This window comes from Bosea sp. (in: a-proteobacteria), assembly GCA_023910605.1.
Classification (GTDB): Bacteria; Pseudomonadota; Alphaproteobacteria; order Rhizobiales; family Beijerinckiaceae; genus Allobosea.
The window spans coordinates 342,740-360,896 of the sequence record JAAVVV010000001.1 but is presented as its reverse complement, the minus strand read 5'-3'; the positions used below and the strand labels follow the sequence as shown (position 1 = coordinate 360,896).

Here is an 18,157-nt window from a genome sequence, read left to right as displayed (position 1 = left end):
TCAATGTCGATCTTGACCTTTTGCGCGAAGCACTTCACCCCGCACGTCGTGGCTGATCCGTGCGTAACGGCGAGCGCCAGTCGATGCCTTCGAGCAGCATCGACAGCTGTGCGGGCGTCAGTACAACCTCGCCATCCTGCGTCACTGCCCAGACGAAGCGGCCACGCTCCAGCCGCTTGGCGAACAGGCAAAGCCCCGTGCCGTCCCACATCAGAATCTTCACCAGATCAGCGCGCTTGCCCCGGAAAATGAACAGGTGGCCGCGGAACGGATCCTTCTTCAAAAGATCCTGCACCACCATCGACAGCCCGTCGAAGCCCTTCCTCATATCCACAGGTGCCAGCGCCATGTAGATGCGCGCGCCCGCCAAAGGCGAGGTCAGGGTTTGTGGCGTCATCGGTCGAGCGCTGCGACAAGAGCCGAAAGCCGCTCAGGCGCGATACCCTCATCCGCCTTCAGCACCCGGCCGTTGCTCAAGCTGACCTCCACCGTGCAGTCGGCACGCGGAGCCATCTTGCGCGGGGGCTTTGGTGAAGGCTTCTGTCCCGGCTGCGCTTCGGCTGCGATGACAACAGGCGCGAAGACCGGAGCCTCCAGCGAGGCCAGCGGCGTCACGCCCGGCATCAGCCCCGCCTTCGCCTGCTTGCGCCAGTAAAACAGCAGGCTCCGGCTCACCCCATGCCGATCCGCAACCGCCGCCACAGAAGCGCCCGGCTGCATCGTCGCCTCCAGAAGCCGCACCTTCTCCTCGACGCTCCAGCGACGACGGCGCTCAACCTGGCTGATAATCTCCGTCCGGGTGTCCATAGCCGTCCTTGCGCATAGGCTTAAGGACGACAACAACCGTCCAGACCATGCTCATACGATGCCGGACCCGCCCCCGCGCAAGGCAGCCATGGCAGAACGCTTACAGAGCTGGAAGCGCACCCAAATCCGAAATGCCGCGGCTGACCAGGTAGCGCTCAGCCAATGTACCGGCGATCGGAGTGCCGGCGTGAAACAAACGACGGGCAGCATCTGACGAGCCTGTCGCCACAGGGATCCGCCGCGTTGCGGGATCTGTTTGCGGCAAGCTCAGAAAGCGGCGAGCTTCTGCAAGGATGTCTCGGAGGCTCTCAAGGCGCTCGGCGCGTGCGATGATGTCGAGGAGATCGCCATGCTCGCTGGTCGCAGCGTCAGTCTTATGTTGAGTTGCACATAAGACTGATTATGTTGCTGCGCGGGTTATGTTGCGCTCCGGCGAACAGGCCGTATTTTTCGGGGGATCGGCAGCTTCTCCGCAACATAATCCCAGCCTGCCTGGGAGGATCGCGTGATGTCCCGCGATGCTTCCGAGCTGGCGCGTCGGCTCGCCCGCGACGCCGAGGCGGTGTGCCGCCACTACCTCTCGAGGGGGCGACGTCAAGGCCGTTACTGGATGGTCGGCGACGTGCGCAACACGCCGGGGAGGTCGATGTTCGTCCGGCTCACCGGGCCAGATGCCGGACCTGGCGCAGCTGGTCGATGGACCGACGCCGCCGAAGCCACCTATGGCGATCTGCTCGACGTCATCCGCGAGAGCTGCGGGTTCGCCGAGTTCCGGGATGCCACCGAGGAGGCGCGTCGCTTCCTCGGCCTGCCTCGGGCTGACCCGCGGCCCATCACGACGCCCGTTCACGCTGACGTTCCCGCAGGATCGCCCGAAGCGGCGCGTCGGCTGATCGCCATGTCGCAGCCGATCAGCGGGACGCCCGTGGAGACGTATTTGCGCAGGCGCTGCATCAGGGCCGTCCACGACGCGGGCGCGCTCCGCTTCCATCCATGCTGCTACTACCGTCCAGACGACCACTCACCGACCGAGATCTGGCCAGCGATGATCGCGATCGTCACCGATCTCAAGGGCCGCACCACCGGCGTGCATCGCACCTGGCTGGCGCCGGACGGCTCCGGCAAGGCGCCGATCGACACGCCGCGACGAGCCATGGGCGGTCTCCTCGGTCATGCCGTACGCTTCGGCGCGGTCGGCGACGTCCTCGCCGTCGGCGAAGGCATCGAGACGATGCTGTCCCTGCGCTACGCCCTGCCAACCTTGCCGATGGCCGCCGCGCTGTCCGCCAACCACCTCGCCGCCCTGCTGCTCCCAGCGACGCTGCGTCGGCTCTACGTCGCCCACGACGCCGATGCCGCAGGCGGCGTCGCGCTCAGGACCCTGAGTGCGCGCGCCGAAGCAGAAGGCGTCCAGGTGCTCGTGCTGTCCCCGCGGTTGGGCGACTTCAACGATGACCTCCGCGCCTTCGGCCTCGGTGCGCTGCGGGCGGCGCTGCGAAGCCAACTCATGCCGCAGGACGTCATCCGCTTCGCACGCCGCCGACCGGCCGGGACGAGCTGATCGCCAGAAGAGCCCGAACCGTTCCGAACAACGTGCTTCACAACGACCTCAAGAACGCCATGAGATCCTTGTCCTGCTTCCAGATCCGACCCGCCGACGGTCCGCTGACCTCGCACAGCGCAACAGCGCTCGCCTTCAGCGTGAGATCGATCTCAGCGTAGATGTTGGTGGTGGCGATCGACACGTGGCCGAGCCAAGCTCGCACGGTGTTGATGTCGACGCCCGCCAAAACGAGATGACATGCGGTCGTGTGGCGAATGACATGCGGGGTCACGTTGCGAGCCGCCAGCGTCGGAACGCTGGCGGCACACCGCGCGACGAGGCGATGAACGCCGAAACGGGTGAATGCCGTACCAAGCCGGCTGACGAACACCGCGTCATCGGCGGTGAGGTCGGCGGTCATCCCCTTGAGGATGCGAGCCGTCTCTGGCCAGAGAGGACACTGTCGCGTCTTGCCGCCCTTGCCATGCAGAATGGCGATGTCGTGTCCGCCGTTGCCGCGCCGCATCTGGAGATCGCGCACTTTAAGCTGCGACGCTTCCGATACCCTCGCCCCTGTGTTGTAGAGGAAGAGCAGCATCGCATGCTCGTGACGCCCTCGCCGTGACCGGTGGTCGGGAACGGCTAGCAGGGACTCCATCTCCGCCCTTGTCAGCCAACCGACGGCTATCGGCATGGACTTCTTGATGGCGATCGCTCGCATGTGGCCGCTCCACTCCACATAGCCCGGGTCCCGGCTCGCGACGAAGCGTGCGAAGGACCGGATGGCGGCGAGCCGCTGGTTGCGGGTGCGGGCGGAGCAGCCCCGTTCCGTCTCGAGATGGGCGAGGAACTGAAGAACGAGTCGCGATGTGAGATCGCAGACTGCGAGCCGATCCACAGGCTTGCGCAGCTTCCGGCTGACGAACGGCAACAGAAGGCTGAACGTATCGCGGTAGCTCGCCTGCGTGTTGCGCGCCAGATTGCGCTCAGTGACGATGTGCTCGCACAGAAAGCGGCGGAGCCAGGGTCCGAGGGTGAGGAGTTCACGCATCGCGACCTCCTGCGGCATAGGAGCTGAAGCGCAGCGATGCCTGTTGCAGAAGCTCAGGCGTCATCGTCAGGTAGACCTTGGTGCCTTCGAGATCCGCATGACCGAGATAGGTCGAGAGCGCCGGCAGAAGCCGCTGGACATCCGCGCCTCGGCGATACCAGCTGGTCAGGCTGTGGACCGCAAAGCTGTGGCGTAGGTCATGCATGCGCGGGGTCCTGGTACCGGGCGAGGCAGCCAAGCCGGTGATGCGCCGCAGCTTGTCGAACGCATCCTGCACGGTGCTGGTGGCGAGCACGGTCCCATCCGGGTTCGCGAGCAAGAATGTGGGTTGGGAGCCCGGTTGTCCGCCTCCACCGTGCAAGGCCATGTGACAGCCGAGCACTGCCGCAAGCTGCGGCCCTATCGGGACCAGACGGCTCTTGAAGAACTTCGTGGCGCGGATGGTTAGGACGGCCTCCACGAGATCCACGTCCGCCAGTTCCAGTCGCGTCGCTTCGCCGTAGCGCAGGCCGGCGCCGTACAAGAGAAGCAGCAAGACCCGGAAGGTTGCCGCGTCGAGCTGCACCGCACCGCAGCGGCTGAGTGCTACCGTCGCGGGATCAAATAGCCGCCGCAGTTCGTCCTGCGAATAGATGTACGGCGGTGCCCTTCTGGGAGGCCTTGGCTCGTCAACCGGCAACGGCGAACGGCTGGCATGGCCTCGGCTGATTGCATGCCGCCAGAAGCCTGCAAGTGCGTAGCACTTGTTCTCGCGGTGGCGGGTCAGCGGTCCTGCGCCAGCCATATAGGTGATCGCCTGGTCCGTTGTGACGGCATCGCAGGATGCAGCGCCATCGGCGTAGCGGAGCAAGCCGCGCACGAGGCGCGCACCCGTGACGAACTTCGCACCATGAGACCGCCGCCATTGAATATAGAGTTCGATCGCGTCGCCGAGGGTCATGCCAAACCCTCCAGACCGAGCGCCGCCACCTCGCGGAGCGCTGCGAGATCAACCTTGGCGTAGATCGCCGTCGAGGACGGGTCGCGGTGGCCGAGGAGGTCGCCGATCACCTTCATCGGCATGCCATGATCGAGAAGGTGCTGGGCCGCGGCGTGCCGCAGGGCGTGCGTGCCGCGCCGGCCAGATACGACGCCGATGGCGGCCAGACGATGGCGCACCATCGCGCCCAAGGCAGAGCTTCTGAGCGGTTGGATAGGTGCGTGCATCGTGAGGAACAAGCTGCGCCCGAAGCTCCGCGGCCGCGCCTCCCGCAGATAGCGCACGATCGCGTTGCCAATGCTCTGCGGTAGCGGCAACACGTTGATCCGCCCGGGCTTCGGGCATCGAACGTGGAGCAAGCCCCGCTCCCAATCGACATCATCCAGCCGGAGGCCACCGACCTCTCCTGCTCGCAGCCCATAGATGGCCAGCAGCATCAGGACCGCACGGTCGCGCTTGTCGACGGGGCGGTCGCCTTCGACCGAAGCGAGTAAGCGAAGAACGTCGTCCCGTCTCAGCCCCTTTGGCACGCCGTCATCCGCCATGAAGCGTGGCGGCATGATCCCGGCGGCCAGCCCCGGCGCGATCCAACCACATGCTTCAGCGAAGAGGATGAACGCCCTAAGCCTCTGCGCATGGTCGTGCATCGCCCGGCGGCTCAAGGAGCCGGATTGCCGTCGCTCAGTGAGGGCAGCGTCGATATCGGCGATACTCGCCTTGTCGAGTGCGACGCGTTGCACGGCGAGCCATGTGAGGAAGCGGTTGGCGACGATGCAGTAGTCGCGGATCGTGGCCTCTGACAGGCCGCGCTCGTCGCGCATCCAGGCCTCGAAGCGCTGAACCTCGGGGTGGCGACGCCGATGCATACCTCCAGTCTCGTCGAACCAGCCGAGGAAACGGAGCCATCCGATCCCGAAGCTGACGAACCGCTCTCTCGCCTTGGCTGTGGCGGCCTGCTTGCATCGACGTCCGCGTGGCCGCGCCCAGAGTGCGCCCGCGTGCTTGATGCGAGACAGGCTGACTTGATCGCCTTCTCTCAGATCAAGGAGCCGGATCAGCGCGAGCTGGTGGTTGGCGCTTTTGCGCAGCGTCGAGCGACGATAGCCGAGCTGCTGCAGGTGACGCAAATAATGCGCGCGCTGCTCGGGCAGGGGCGCCGTATCGTAACGCTTGAGCAAAGCGGGAATGACGAACAGTTCGGAAAACATCATAGAGCCTCCTTGTTGCGGGAGGCGCCATCATGCTGCAGGACGCACGTTGTTCGGAACGGTTCGGGCTCTTCTGGCGATCAGCTCGTCCCGGCCGGTCGGCGGCGTGCGAAGCGGATGACGTCCTGCGGCATGAGTTGGCTTCGCAGCGCCGCCCGCAGCGCACCGAGGCCGAAGGCGCGGAGGTCATCGTTGAAGTCGCCCAACCGCGGGGACAGCACGAGCACCTGGACGCCTTCTGCTTCGGCGCGCGCACTCAGGGTCCTGAGCGCGACGCCGCCTGCGGCATCGGCGTCGTGGGCGACGTAGAGCCGACGCAGCGTCGCTGGGAGCAGCAGGGCGGCGAGGTGGTTGGCGGACAGCGCGGCGGCCATCGGCAAGGTTGGCAGGGCGTAGCGCAGGGACAGCATCGTCTCGATGCCTTCGCCGACGGCGAGGACGTCGCCGACCGCGCCGAAGCGTACGGCATGACCGAGGAGACCGCCCATGGCTCGTCGCGGCGTGTCGATCGGCGCCTTGCCGGAGCCGTCCGGCGCCAGCCAGGTGCGATGCACGCCGGTGGTGCGGCCCTTGAGATCGGTGACGATCGCGATCATCGCTGGCCAGATCTCGGTCGGTGAGTGGTCGTCTGGACGGTAGTAGCAGCATGGATGGAAGCGGAGCGCGCCCGCGTCGTGGACGGCCCTGATGCAGCGCCTGCGCAAATACGTCTCCACGGGCGTCCCGCTGATCGGCTGCGACATGGCGATCAGCCGACGCGCCGCTTCGGGCGATCCTGCGGGAACGTCAGCGTGAACGGGCGTCGTGATGGGCCGCGGGTCAGCCCGAGGCAGGCCGAGGAAGCGACGCGCCTCCTCGGTGGCATCCCGGAACTCGGCGAACCCGCAGCTCTCGCGGATGACGTCGAGCAGATCGCCATAGGTGGCTTCGGCGGCGTCGGTCCATCGACCAGCTGCGCCAGGTCCGGCATCTGGCCCGGTGAGCCGGACGAACATCGACCTCCCCGGCGTGTTGCGCACGTCGCCGACCATCCAGTAACGGCCTTGACGTCGCCCCCTCGAGAGGTAGTGGCGGCACACCGCCTCGGCGTCGCGGGCGAGCCGACGCGCCAGCTCGGAAGCATCGCGGGACATCACGCGATCCTCCCAGGCAGGCTGGGATTATGTTGCGGAGAAGCTGCCGATCCCCCGAAAAATACGGCCTGTTCGCCGGAGCGCAACATAACCCGCGCAGCAACATAATCTGTCCACTTGCCGGCTGCGCCTTTGCCGCTGTCAGGCCCGGTGAGACGCACAAACAGGCTTCGCCCCGGCATATTCTGGGCGTCACCGACGAGCCAATATCGGCCCTGCCGGCGGCCGTTTGACAGGTAACGTCGACAGACAACCTCGGCATTCCGCGCAAGCGCACGGGTGAGTTCCCCGGCAGACGATGACCGATTATGGTCCATGGCCGACCTCCAAAAAAAAGGGCCCGCCGTGAGGCGGACCCGCGAGACTGCGTAGGGGCTTGTTATTCTGCGGCGATGGCAACCTGGGGAGGAGGCGCAGGCTCAGTCTCGTCGTCGTCGGCCTCAGCGTCGATAGCCGGTTCCCCGCCGATCCCCGCTGGTTGCACTTCGCCTTCGCCTTCGCCGTCAGTCTGCGTCTCAACGCCGAAGGTCTGCCCGGGCGTGCGCAGCGGCTCGGGCACCCAGCCGGTATCGGCGAGCAGCGCTTCGGCCGCCTCCGACATTTCGGCTTTCTTCATATGCGCGATGCGGTCGGCCGCACGCGCGCCCTTGGCTTCCCGCACGGCTTCAAGAATGCGGCCCTTGGTGACGCGCCCGAGATAGCCCTCGATCGTGGGCTTCCAGCCGGCGGCCGCCATGTCGAGGTCGAGCGCTTCGGCCAGACGGTCGGCGTGCGCCAGCGCCTTGGGTCGCCGATTGTAGGGCTCGGCAACCGCGTTGAGCGTGAGCGCGACGCAATGGGCGAAGAGGACTTGGCGGCTGTCGCCGTCGAAGCCGGTCAAGACATCCCAGAGCTCGCCCGGTTCCTTCGGCAGCGCTTCCGCCCACCTTGCGTGCCGCGCTTCGATCGCCTGCGCCGAAGCGGTGTCACCGAGGCCTGCCGCCTGCGCGGTGAAGGCCGCGCTCTTCGGTTCGATCTCGACGCAGCTGTCGAGGTTGTAGCGGTAGAAAAGCCGAAGTGTCAGCGCGTGCAGCGCCGCGACGAAGGCGATGTCCGAGTCATTCGCCAGCGCCTCGCGTAACGCAACGGTGCGATGCGCGGTGAGCTCCATCACCAGCCGATCCGAGAGCGGTCGGACGCCTTCGTCCTCCTCGGGCTCCGCTGCGACGATTTCGGCAGGACCGTCCATGCGGGCGGCGACGGTAACATTGCGAACATCATCAGCCTCGGCGACAGTCTCTCCTGTCTCCGGTTCGGGTGCCTCCACCGGCGGCTCGTCTTCCGGCCGCACGAAGCCGCGCTCGACGCGCAAGCTGCCCGAGCCGTCGATCGAGACAAATACGCCGGCGCGGGTGATCTCTTCCGTGCCATAGACAAGCGGCCGATGGTCGAAGGCGGCCAAGGCCGTCTCGATCTCGGCGAGGCGCTGGTCGGTTTGATCCGGAATCTCGTCGAGGCCCTCGCAACTCGCTTCGAGCGCGTCGTACTCGGTCTGTAGCGCCTCGCGGGTGGCCAGCTCCGCTTCGGTGAACGGCTCGGCCTCGCCCTGGAGGTGGCGCAGGCCGTAGCTGTGGCCGTAGGGGAATTCGGGAAGCGCCTCGACCCAGCGCCAGCCCTCAGTGCGGATGACATCGGCTTCTCGCTCGAGCCTGTCTACTACGAGCCGGTCGAGCAAGCGGACGTCCTGCCACCAGCCGCCCTCGTCCGACTGGAACAGATCACGCAGGATGATCCCGCCCGCCTCTTCATAGGCCTCGGCACCGACAAACTGCGCCCGCTTGTCGGAGGCGCGCACCGCCCCTTCCGTGAGCATACGCCGGATCGTGTAGGGCTCTTTTGAGTAGGAGCGCTGCACGGCCTCCCAGACCTGCTCCTGGCGTTGATGGTCGGGGCTGACCGTGAAGGCCATCAACTGCTCCAGCGTGACGCCGTCCTCAGCATAGACGTCGAGGAGGCGCGGGCTGACAGCGGCGAGCCGGAGGCGCTGCTTCACCACCGCCACCGAGATGAAGAAGGCCGCCGCGATCTCCTCCTCGCTCTGCCCCTTCTCGCGCAGGGTCTGGAAGGCGCGGAACTGGTCGAGCGGGTGAAGCGGCGCACGCTGGATGTTCTCGGCGAGCGAGTCCTCCTCCGCGATCCCCTCGGTGCGGATAACGCAGGGGATGGGCGCGGTGCGGGCAAGGCGCTTGCTCTTCACCAGCAGCTCCAGCGCCCGGTAGCGCCGACCGCCCGAGGGCACCTCGAACATGCCCGTCTCCGCGCCGTTCTCGTCGAGCACGGGGCGCACGGTCAGGCTTTGCAACAACGTGCGCCGGGCGATGTCCTCGGCGAGCTCCTCGATGGCGACGCCCGCCTTGATGCGCCGGACGTTGGACTGGCTTAACACCAGCCGGTCGAAGGGAATGTCTCGCGAGGCGCTGAGAGCGATCTTCGGGCTCGAACCCTTGGGGGACTTGGTCTTGGTCGACATGGCCGTTCTCCATGGCGGGTCGGCCGAAAGCCTCTCTCTCGACCATTCAACCCGTCACGAAGCCCGCGGCCCGCCTCTTCCTCGGAAGGGACGGACCGCGGGGAGCAGACTTGTCAGGGGCAACTCTTACGCTGCACGATCCAGAAGCTTCTTCGCCCGGCCTTCGAGCTCGAGCCTGGCGTCTTGATGGGGCCTGGTGCGTGCCACTGCCGTGATGCCTTGAACGAAGTCGAATACCGAAGCCGGCGGATGGCCTTCCTCGGTGAGAACGGTCTCGATGATCTTCGCGGTCTCGCCCCTGCTGAAGCCGCGCTTCCTGAGGAACTCGGTGCGGTCTTCATACGTGCGCGCGACGATCCGCTCGCGCGCTTGCCGGATGCCGTTGACGAAAGGCATCGGCGAAGAGTCGGCGAAGCGCACAAGCGCTGGCGCCACCTCATGGGCGAAGCGCCCCGCAGCATATTTCGAGTGCCGGATGGTGATCTCCTCGAAGTCCTCGACGCCCCAGAGATTGCGGTTCTGGCACACCGCTCGGAGATAGAAGCTGGCGATGCCGAGCGTCTTGGCGCCGACCTCCGAGTTCCAGCAGTAGAAGCCCCGGAAATAGAGGTCCGGCGAGCCATCGGGCAGCCAGCCAGCCTCGATCGGGTTGAGGTCGTCGACCAGGAAGAGGAAGACGTCGCGGTCGGAGGCGTAGAGGGTGGTGGTGTCTCGGCTCACATCCACATGCGGGTTGTAGACGCCTGTGCGCCAGTCGAGCACGCCCGGCACCTTCCAGCGCGTGTCGCCCGTGCCGTTGCCGGCTATGCGCTGCACAGCCGAGACGAGTTCATGGTCGTAAATGCGGCCGTAGTCCGGGCCGGTAACGGCGCGCAGCTCGGTCCGCCCGTTTCGTGCCTCCAGCGTCTTGATCTGCTCGGCACGGTGCGACGAGAGACCGTACTGCAGATTGATGCCGGCGAGCGCCGCCGGAAGCTGGCGCAGATACGAGGCCGGCGCGCCGACGAGGCTGGCGAGCTGGCCGAAGCTCCAGTGGGTGGGCGCTACCGGCGCGTCTGCCCCCGGCAGTATCAACGCGAGACGCTCGGGATCCTCCCGGCTCGCCTCGACTCGCACAACTGCGCTATCCACGGTGCGCGTCGTGCTGCGTTCGGCCCGGCCGCGCACAGACGCCATCAGTTCGTCGAGCGACAAGAAGCGCTCGTCGTCGGGCCGTGAGAACCATTCGGAGGAGACGCGCCCAACGCGCTCCCCCTTCGACACATCCACCTTGTAGCCGCCGCTGCGCGCAGGCGAGGTACCCAGGATCTCCACTTCGGTCATGACTCATCTCCATGACGTGCTGGCCGAGAGCCTCTCTCTCGACACTCAACCCGTCACGGCACACCCGGCTTGCACTCTTACTCTTGAGGGAGGTCGCGAAGCCTCAAAGGTAAGCGTGTAGGCAACCCCACGTATCTTTTGGTGTTCTGATCGCTCATTTTCCCGGTGAATCATGTGGGGAATCCTATGAGCGAGAGTATGAATCAAGATCGAGTTTTTGAGGTTTTGACGGCAGCGCCGGTGCGGACGAGGCGCAGGCTACGTGATTGGTCGGTCGACGAGAAGGCACGACTGATTTCCCAGACGCTGTTGCCTGGTGCGAATGTTTCGGCGATTGCGCGTTCTGCCGGGGTTGACCCTTCGCAGCTTTATGGATGGCGGCGACAGGCCCGGGCATCCGGGGCGGTCAAAGCCATGCCCGTTGCGCACGATGAGGTGAAGTTTGCGCGCGTCGAGGCGGCTGGCAACTGGGCTGTGGAGATTGTCATTCGGGATACGGTTGTCCGTGTTGGCGGCGACATCGATGCGGATCATCTGACCGTGATACTGAGGGCGGTGCGCAAAGCATGATTGGCCTGGGTGTCGTCGTTTACGTGTCGTGCCAGCCCGTCGACTTTCGTAAAGGTGCCGCATCCCTGATGGTGCTTGTCCGGGATGGCGGCCTCGACCCGTTCAACGGCGCGCTTTACGTGTTTCGGTCGAAACGTGCGGACCGTGTTCGGATCGTGTGGTGGGATGGCAGCGGCGTTTGTCTCTATTCGAAGACGCTTGAGGAGCAAGGCTTTTGCTGGCCTGCCCTATCGGCGGCTCGCATTCGCCTGGACCATTCGCAGCTGATGGCTCTTCTGGCCGGGATGGACTGGAAGAAGATCCGTCCGACAAAGGTGCGGCGACCCTTGCTGACGGGATGATGTCGGTGATGAGGGCAAGCGTGCGCGGCACCGATGCGACCTCCAATCGACCATGAACCAGAACGGGGAGACGGTCTGACCGCATGCCTGTTAAACGATGATTCCTGATTACAGGAATACAGCAAAATGGTCTATTGGTTTATCATAATGAACGTTTTGGCGGATTGCTGTTTTGCTGGAAAACCACATGACGGTTTGCGGGCAAGCCCGGGACACTGGATGACCGGCGTCCTGTTCTCCGGTCGTCCAGTGTGACAGCGGTCCCGTATTGCGGTGAACCTGTCGGCCGGTGAAACCGCAAAACACCTGCGATCCTCGATCACTGGCCTCCGGTGGTCCTGTTTTCTGGGAAACCGGGGATACGGTTTGACCGGAAAACGCAACGACCGTTATCCCATGTGCCGATTGTCATGTCCCGTATGGCCGTATTCCAGCAATACGGTTTTCCGGTTAAATGGTGATACATGACGACCGCATAACGGTATGACAGTATAAAAGTCCAATTATACATATATCTGATCATGTACGCCGTACGATTGAATGTCTATGGACCGGGTTGATTGTCGATTTGCGCCGTTCGAAAAATGTAGATTGATTTCAGCATGGGGCTATTGCTTTTCTATATTGACAAGATAGCAGTTTGTGGGACAAACTTCGGTGGTGGAGGTTGTCATGGGCGCCAAGCGGCATCGCCTCGATCTGGATGAAGCGGATTCACCGGCTGCTGGTGGAAGCATCGGCTCGGCTTGGTCTGTCATCAAGCTGAGGTGACGCGGCGGCTGATCAGGGCGGCGTTGGATGTTGGTCCGGCGCTGTCGCGGGATAATGCAGAGACGGTCGCAGAGCTCAGCGGACAAATCCGTGCGGTCGGCAGGAACCTCGCCCAGGTGGTCAAGGCCATCAACGAAGGGCGTGCGGTTCGGCTTGAGGATACGCGGCCTATCTTTGAAATCCTGCATCGACGGATCAGCGCCATCGATGGCGAGCTCACCGCCATGACGCTGGCCTATGGCAGTGGCCTCAGGCGCGCGGCGCAACTGGGATCGGTGGAGCGATCCTCATGACCAGTGATGAGATCACCGGCTGGATCGAGGCGCTGTCTGCGGCGGCTGCCGATGAAGAGCGTGGCCGGCAGGCGCGGATGTCGGGCGGCACCGGCGCCAGTCTCTTGGGGCAGGGGGCTAGCGGCGGCGCAGGACGTAGTGGGCGCGGGGCTCCCTCTGCCGGCATCGGGATGGCGTTGTGGCGAGGCGACGAGTTGCAGAGCGCCAAGACAGGCAAGGGCGCGCCGCGGTCTGTCGTTGTCGATGGGGGAGGGTCACGCCGGTCGAGTGACGGCAGCGGCTCTGGCGGTAACGGCGCTTCGCAGAGGCTGATGGCCCAGGGATATTCGCCGGCGGTGGTGAAGCTGATTTCGTTCGCCAGCGGCGGAGCGCGCGCCGCCGCCACTGCCGATTATGTGCTGCGCGAGGATGCGCCGCTGGAAACCCATGAAGGGATGATGCTGACCGATCGCGAGGCTGTCGCGGTCGAGATGAAGCGCTGGGCGCAAGACTTTGAGAAACGGGCCAAGAGCCAGGATGCGGCGAGTGTGAGAGTGGCGGTAGCCGGATTGAAGGACACTCCCGAAGATAGGGCGAAGCTGGAAGACACGGTGGCTGTGGTGTTCAGGGGCCATGTCCATGCCATGCGCATCGATGCCGTGCGCGATGGATCGATCGAGGCGCGTGTGGTGACGGTGCTGGCCGGTCGCAACGAAGAGGGCAAGGCGGAACGGTTCCGGATCACCGAACAACGTGTCGGCAGCGAGGAAGACGGGTTCCAGTTGCGCGTGCTCGACGCCAGGAGCCAGGCGGCGATCCATGCCAGGGTCGAGGCGATCGGCATTGCCGCCTATCGGTTGTCGGTCGAGCCGGGCACGGCCGCGCATGGTGTCGACGGGTTGACGCACCGGCTGAACCAGCTTGCCGATCGTGGGCCAGCGCAGCGCTCGGATGGCGGGACGGTCAGCAACGCGGCAGACGTGCGAGCCACGGCGCAGGCCTGGAAGGAGCAGCTGCGCTCGCAAACCCCGCGCGACACGATGCATCTGATCATCTCGTCCAAAGCCGGGGTTGATCACGAGCGCTTCCGGAATGCCGCGCGGGAATTCCTGCACGCGCAGTTCGCCGATCATAAATTCATGTTCGCGCTGCACACGGATCGCGAGACCGACGGGCATATCCACGCCCATGCCATTGTCGCGATGCGTGATGAGAACGGCGTGAAGATCCATCCGAACCGGCAGACATTTGTGGGATGGCGCACGGGATTTGCTGAGGCAGCGCAGACGAATGGGCTCAAGATTACGGCGACCGGCGCCATGGAGCGGGCATCGTCACAGTCTTATGGCGCGAAGGACAAGGCGATCGTAGATGCCGCCGACCGGCCGCGTGCTGGTCGTGAAGACCGCGACATCGCTTATTCGGAACGCCCCGCCAATGCTGCCATGATCGCCAATGCTCGCCGCCGCATCGAGACGGCGCGAAGCAACCCGGTGCGCATCCCCGTCACCGAGCGGCAATGGCAAGTGGTGAATGCCAGTCTCGGGGCCTGGTCGGCAACAGCAAAACAGGAGCCGGGCAATGCGATTGCGCTCAACATGACCAATCGGCTCAGTCTGTCGTTTGCGGCGGGGCATGTGCTGACGACCGTGGAACAAACAACCAAGGCCTATCAGAAGGAGGAAAACGCCATGGCGATCACGGCAGCAAAGATGACCTCATACTAACGGCCCTTACAACTGACCTGTTTGCGCCCAGTGGCGCATCCCGATTGATGTGATGACGTCGGGCCTTTCGGTGAGCCTGTTCCAGGCCTCGCAGGCTGCATTGATGATGTCGGCGTATGTCTCGAAGACGCGGTTCGAGAGGTAGTTGGCACGCAGATACTGCCAGATATTCTCCACGGGGTTCAGTTCCGGCGCGCGCGAGGGCAGCAGGATCGGCGTGATGTTCTTCGGCCAGTTCAGGTCGCCGGTGATGTGCCATCCGGCTCGATCCAGCAGCAGCACGGCATGAGCGCCTTTGGCGACGTGCAGGGATATCTCGTCGATATGCAGTTGCATCATGTCGGTGTCAGCATGGGGCAAAGCGAGGGCCGCGCCCACGCCTCTTTCGGGGCAGATGGCACCGAAGAGATAGGCGTTCTCATAGCGTTGGTCGGCAGGCTGGGTAGGTCTTGTGCCGCGCCTCGCCCATTGCCGGACGAGCCCGTTCTTCTGGCCGATGCGGGCCTCATCCTGAAACCAGATCTCGATCTTCGTCTTGCGCGTCACGCCCTTGATGTGCGCCGCGAGCGTGTTGGGCCAGTTTTTTTAAAAGCCGCGATGACCTCGCCATCTTGCCCGGGATGCCGTGGCCGGGCGCTGATGTGCGAGAAGCCCAGGTGCTTCAGCAGCTTGCCGATGCTGCGCTGGTGATACGCGATCTTGAACTTGTCCGCGATGACACGTTGCAGGTCGATCCGCCGCCAGCGCACCACGCCGTCTACAGCGCGGTTGGGGCCGGTCTCGACGATCTCGGACAGCTCCACCAGTTGCGCCTGCGACAGACGTCTTGGGTTCCCCCGGCGACGGTTGTCCTTCAACCCGGCAGGGCCTTGCTCATTAAACCGATGCGCCCAGTCCCGTAGCGTCTGGCGGTCCATGCCGCCGATCTTGGCGGCCTCCGCCCGGCTCATCCCGTCCAGCGCCGCAGCGATGGACAGCAATCGTCGACTTTGGTTCGCATCCTTGCCCGATGCCGCCAGGCGGCGCAGCTCGGCGGGAGTATGGCTCGGCTTGATCTCGACAACCTTCGGCATGGCGTGGGTCCTCCACGCACTTTGAATCACGCCGCAGTCAGTTTGGGAACCCTCGGTGAGTCAGGTCAAAGGGCCTTTGGTATCAGACCTCCAGACCCTCAACAAGCTGGTCAACACGGTCGCGGAAAAGCTGCCGCCCCAAAGCCGAAAGGTGTTCACCGAGCGCAGCGGCGAGTACCTCGAAATCATGGCCGGGCGGCTCGATCTGCAGCGGCAGAAGGAACAGGGTGTTCAGAGCATCAGTCCGGATGCGGTGGTTGGTCTTGCTGGCAGCGCGGCAAACCGGCTGTTGCAAGAGGCGAGGGCGGTGGCGATCAAGGAAGTGCGTGAGGCTGAGCAGGCACGGTCGGCGATGGTCGAGCGGCAGACAAACCGGCAAGGTGAGTCTGGGCGAATAGCGGCTGAGTCATTGGATGATCGTGCAAATGCTCAGCGGATTGAGGGCGCCCTGCAGGATCGAGCTGAACGCGAGTGGGCTCAGGCTATTGAGGCGGGCCGTGCTGTACGGGATGTCGAGCGGAAGCCGACACAGACCCTCAGAACTGATGGGAACAGTTCAGAAGCGATCCAAGCCCTGCGCGAACGTCAGGAGCAGGTGCGCAAGGACATTGAACGAGAGCAGGAGGCGGCCAGGCAGACGGAAGGATCGGCGCGGATGAAGCCGCAGTCCTGATGGCGCCCCACGGTATCGGTGATGGGTGGTTGATAGTTATGTTCGGTGCTGCAGGTACGGCAGCTTTGGGGCCGGAAGCGGAACGGCAGGTATCAAGGGGTGAACAACTGCATAGCGGTCCAAGCGGACATTCGTTGATAATAATTGGCCAAAGTCTGGTCAGACCCCAAATACGTCCTTGCGCAGCTTGTCATAGATGGCCAGGCCGGGCTTGATCAGCTTGGACAGCGTGTTCCGTGCGAACGCCGGGGCATCGTTGCCCACCTGCGTGAGCGACAGTATCTTCTTGGCCTCGACATAGATGCTGCCTGCGGCCTTCTTGATGTCGTCTGCGGGATGGCCCTGGCTTACTACGCTGGCGATCGCGGCGGCCTTGGCGGCGAGTAATTCCGCCGCTTTCTCGGGCTTTCCGACCGAGTCGCAGAGAGCGTTCAACACTTCGTCGTCGTAAAGGTAGGCTTCGAGATGTCGAAGGCTCAGAACATTTATGCCGCTGCTCTTGAAGGCGACGACGTCGGTCGCGGCGTGGTCGTCCAGATCGATCAGGCGGGTGATTTTCATGCCTGAGGTCAGCTTTGGTAGCACCGTTGCCAATCCAATAAAATCGTCCTGTACTTCCTTCGAATTGCCGGCAGAAATGAAGGCGGTGTCGGGCATCTCGTCGGCGAATATCGCTTCGTAGATCCGAGCATCGTGCTCAGTGTTCTTCCCTAGTACCGCGCCCCTTGGGTTGCCTTCGCAGATGATCACTTGCTTGGGCGCTATGAGCGCAGCGAGATCGTCGAGGGCGACGTGCATCACACCCTCCCAGAAAGCGCGTGTGGGCCTGCTCGGCGAGAGAATTACTACTTGGTCGAAGTCGTGACCGCTGAAATCTATGAAGGCCACCGACGCCGGATCGGCATCGTACAATTCCCGCGCTTTCCGCATCATCCCGATCGAGTGTGAAGCGATCCAGAGTTGAGAGTTGCCGGGAAGCAGACCCACCAGTTCGCCTAGGAGCGCCGCTTGAAGGCGAGTGTTCATGTGGGTCTCCGGCTCGTCGATACAGTAGATCGCATCCGCAAAGCTGCGCCGCTTGACCACGAAATCGAGGATCAGGTCGAAGGAGGCCTTCTCGCCACCAGAGAGGTTTTTGTAGTCGAAGCCCTTAGAGGTGCCCTTGTCGAATTGGAAGGTGCCCTGGCTGAGAGGATTGCCAACACCGACCAAGGTCAGATCAGGGAACAACCGCTTCAATGGTGACCGAACCTCGCCGATCACCTTCTCGCGGTAGTCGCCCACGGTTGTCCCCGCCTTTTCGTTGACGAAGATGTCCTCCATCGCTTGGGAGGCAAGACGCTGGTAGTTAACGCTAACTGTGGCGTCGGGCTCGATCAGCCGATTTAAGCTATTTGTGTCGAGGATGGCTCCCTGCCGGCGGAGGGTATCCGTATTGAATTCAGGATCGTTCCTATACGCTGACCGGACGTAAAGGTTGCCCCGGGCGAAGTTGCCGGTGTCGGTGGTGACGGAGATCCTAGCGGTGAGGTCGACGAACGGATCCTGCGGCCGATCATAGTACTTGGCATCGCCGGCCCAGCTGTATCCCGCCGCAATGCGGTAACGTAGAAGCAGAGCGTCAAAGAGCGAAGACTTGCCGGATCCGTTCGGGCCAGCAAGCACCACCAGCTTGGCACTAGCCGGAATATCCCGAATGGTCAGATCAGCAAACCGGCGGAACTTGGTGATATGGGTATTGAGCAGACGCATGGCCAAGACCCTCGGAATCACGCTGAGGAGTAAAGCCTGCGTACGGTCGTTTGGCTAGCTCGATTGTCGGCCACGACCTCCTTCAGGGCAGTCGATTCACGACGCAGGTTCTTCACCTCGTCCGAGGTCGCAGCACGGGCCGTGTCGCCAGCTAGCCGCCGTTTGCCAGCCTCAAGGAACTCCTTGGACCAGCCATAGCACATCGAGGCGGCGATCCCCTCGCGGCGGCAAAGCTCCGAGATGCTCTCCTCGCCCCGCAGCCCTTCCAGAACGATGCGGATCTTCTCTTCAGCCGAATACTGCCGACGCGTCTGACGCCGGATATCCTTCAGCACTTGCTCTGCCGGCGCTTTGTCCGGCCCGGACTTCTGTTTCATCTTCGCTCCTTGCGGCTACGATGAACCAGAATTCCTCCCTTCGTGAAG

At 63.9% G+C, this 18,157-nt stretch carries 17 protein-coding genes and 1 pseudogene; 6 read left to right on the top strand and 12 right to left on the bottom strand.

Annotated elements, in window-relative coordinates; all coding sequences use genetic code 11:
• Positions 1–34 precede the first annotated feature (34 nt).
• Both tnpB (HEQ16_01865) and HEQ16_01860 read right to left on the bottom strand, forming a co-directional pair.
• The gene (gene tnpB / locus HEQ16_01865) at positions 35–397 is read right to left on the bottom strand and encodes an IS66 family insertion sequence element accessory protein TnpB (GenBank protein ID MCO4052809.1); all 363 of its coding nucleotides are present in this window, start codon (positions 395–397) and stop codon (positions 35–37) included.
• The gene (locus tag HEQ16_01860) at positions 394–807 is read right to left on the bottom strand and encodes a transposase (GenBank protein ID MCO4052808.1); all 414 of its coding nucleotides are present in this window, start codon (positions 805–807) and stop codon (positions 394–396) included. Before HEQ16_01860 ends, tnpB (HEQ16_01865) begins: the two co-directional genes overlap by 4 nt.
• 505 nt (positions 808–1,312) lie before the next feature.
• Between HEQ16_01860 and HEQ16_01855 the strand changes: the two genes are divergently transcribed.
• The gene (locus HEQ16_01855) at positions 1,313–2,368 is read left to right on the top strand and encodes a DNA primase (GenBank protein ID MCO4052807.1); all 1,056 of its coding nucleotides are present in this window, start codon (positions 1,313–1,315) and stop codon (positions 2,366–2,368) included.
• 37 nt (positions 2,369–2,405) lie between these two features.
• Here HEQ16_01855 and HEQ16_01850 read toward each other — a convergent pair whose 3' ends face one another.
• The 7 genes from HEQ16_01850 to HEQ16_01820 all read right to left on the bottom strand — a co-directional run bounded on the left by HEQ16_01850 (position 2,406) and on the right by HEQ16_01820 (position 10,553).
• On the bottom strand, positions 2,406–3,401 hold the full coding sequence (locus tag HEQ16_01850; GenBank protein MCO4052806.1) for a tyrosine-type recombinase/integrase: 996 nt from the start codon (positions 3,399–3,401) through the stop codon (positions 2,406–2,408).
• Entirely contained in the window at positions 3,394–4,341 is a 948-nt protein-coding gene (locus HEQ16_01845) for a tyrosine-type recombinase/integrase (GenBank protein ID MCO4052805.1), read from the bottom strand. Before HEQ16_01845 ends, HEQ16_01850 begins: the two co-directional genes overlap by 8 nt.
• The gene (locus tag HEQ16_01840; protein ID MCO4052804.1) at positions 4,338–5,588 is read right to left on the bottom strand and encodes a tyrosine-type recombinase/integrase; all 1,251 of its coding nucleotides are present in this window, start codon (positions 5,586–5,588) and stop codon (positions 4,338–4,340) included. The genes HEQ16_01845 and HEQ16_01840 overlap by 4 nt, the downstream gene beginning before the upstream one ends.
• 80 nt (positions 5,589–5,668) lie before the next feature.
• On the bottom strand, positions 5,669–6,721 hold the full coding sequence (locus HEQ16_01835; protein MCO4052803.1) for a DNA primase: 1,053 nt from the start codon (positions 6,719–6,721) through the stop codon (positions 5,669–5,671).
• The gene (locus HEQ16_01830) at positions 6,721–7,038 is read right to left on the bottom strand and encodes a hypothetical protein (GenBank protein ID MCO4052802.1); all 318 of its coding nucleotides are present in this window, start codon (positions 7,036–7,038) and stop codon (positions 6,721–6,723) included. Before HEQ16_01830 ends, HEQ16_01835 begins: the two co-directional genes overlap by 1 nt.
• 62 nt (positions 7,039–7,100) lie before the next feature.
• Positions 7,101–9,230: a ParB N-terminal domain-containing protein gene (locus HEQ16_01825; protein MCO4052801.1), complete on the bottom strand. Its 2,130-nt coding sequence runs from the start codon at positions 9,228–9,230 to the stop codon at positions 7,101–7,103.
• Positions 9,231–9,356: 126 nt separating this feature from the next.
• Positions 9,357–10,553 (bottom strand): DUF932 domain-containing protein, encoded by a 1,197-nt coding sequence (locus HEQ16_01820; protein MCO4052800.1) that lies wholly within the window; start codon positions 10,551–10,553, stop codon positions 9,357–9,359.
• Positions 10,554–10,739: 186 nt separating this feature from the next.
• On the opposite strand from HEQ16_01820, the gene HEQ16_01815 reads away from it, so the two are divergent.
• From HEQ16_01815 to HEQ16_01800, 4 genes are all read left to right on the top strand, one after another.
• Positions 10,740–11,123, top strand: a complete 384-nt coding sequence (locus tag HEQ16_01815) for a transposase (protein ID MCO4052799.1) — start codon at positions 10,740–10,742, stop codon at positions 11,121–11,123.
• Positions 11,120–11,464, top strand: a complete 345-nt coding sequence (gene tnpB / locus HEQ16_01810) for an IS66 family insertion sequence element accessory protein TnpB (GenBank protein MCO4052798.1) — start codon at positions 11,120–11,122, stop codon at positions 11,462–11,464. The genes HEQ16_01815 and tnpB (HEQ16_01810) overlap by 4 nt, the downstream gene beginning before the upstream one ends.
• A 746-nt stretch (positions 11,465–12,210) precedes the next feature.
• Positions 12,211–12,528, top strand: a complete 318-nt coding sequence (locus HEQ16_01805) for a hypothetical protein (protein ID MCO4052797.1) — start codon at positions 12,211–12,213, stop codon at positions 12,526–12,528.
• A 311-nt stretch (positions 12,529–12,839) separates the two neighbouring features.
• The gene (locus HEQ16_01800; GenBank protein MCO4052796.1) at positions 12,840–14,234 is read left to right on the top strand and encodes a relaxase/mobilization nuclease domain-containing protein; all 1,395 of its coding nucleotides are present in this window, start codon (positions 12,840–12,842) and stop codon (positions 14,232–14,234) included.
• A 6-nt stretch (positions 14,235–14,240) separates the two neighbouring features.
• On the opposite strand, the gene HEQ16_01795 is transcribed toward HEQ16_01800, so the two are convergent.
• Positions 14,241–15,307 (bottom strand): IS630 family transposase gene (locus HEQ16_01795; protein ID MCO4052795.1). Its coding sequence is split into 2 segments (ribosomal slippage): positions 14,241–14,821 and positions 14,821–15,307, totalling 1,068 coding nucleotides; the frame shifts between segments, so codons are not numbered across the junction.
• A gap of 55 nt (positions 15,308–15,362) precedes the next feature.
• Between HEQ16_01795 and HEQ16_01790 the strand changes: the two genes are divergently transcribed.
• Positions 15,363–15,980: a hypothetical protein gene (locus tag HEQ16_01790; GenBank protein ID MCO4052794.1), complete on the top strand. Its 618-nt coding sequence runs from the start codon at positions 15,363–15,365 to the stop codon at positions 15,978–15,980.
• Between the two features lie 159 nt (positions 15,981–16,139).
• On the opposite strand, the gene HEQ16_01785 is transcribed toward HEQ16_01790, so the two are convergent.
• Positions 16,140–17,732, bottom strand: coding sequence for an AAA family ATPase (locus HEQ16_01785; protein ID MCO4052793.1), 1,593 nt, complete (start codon positions 17,730–17,732; stop codon positions 16,140–16,142).
• A 65-nt stretch (positions 17,733–17,797) separates the two neighbouring features.
• A pseudogene (locus HEQ16_01780) lies at positions 17,798–18,109 on the bottom strand (transposase).
• Positions 18,110–18,157 lie beyond the last annotated feature (48 nt).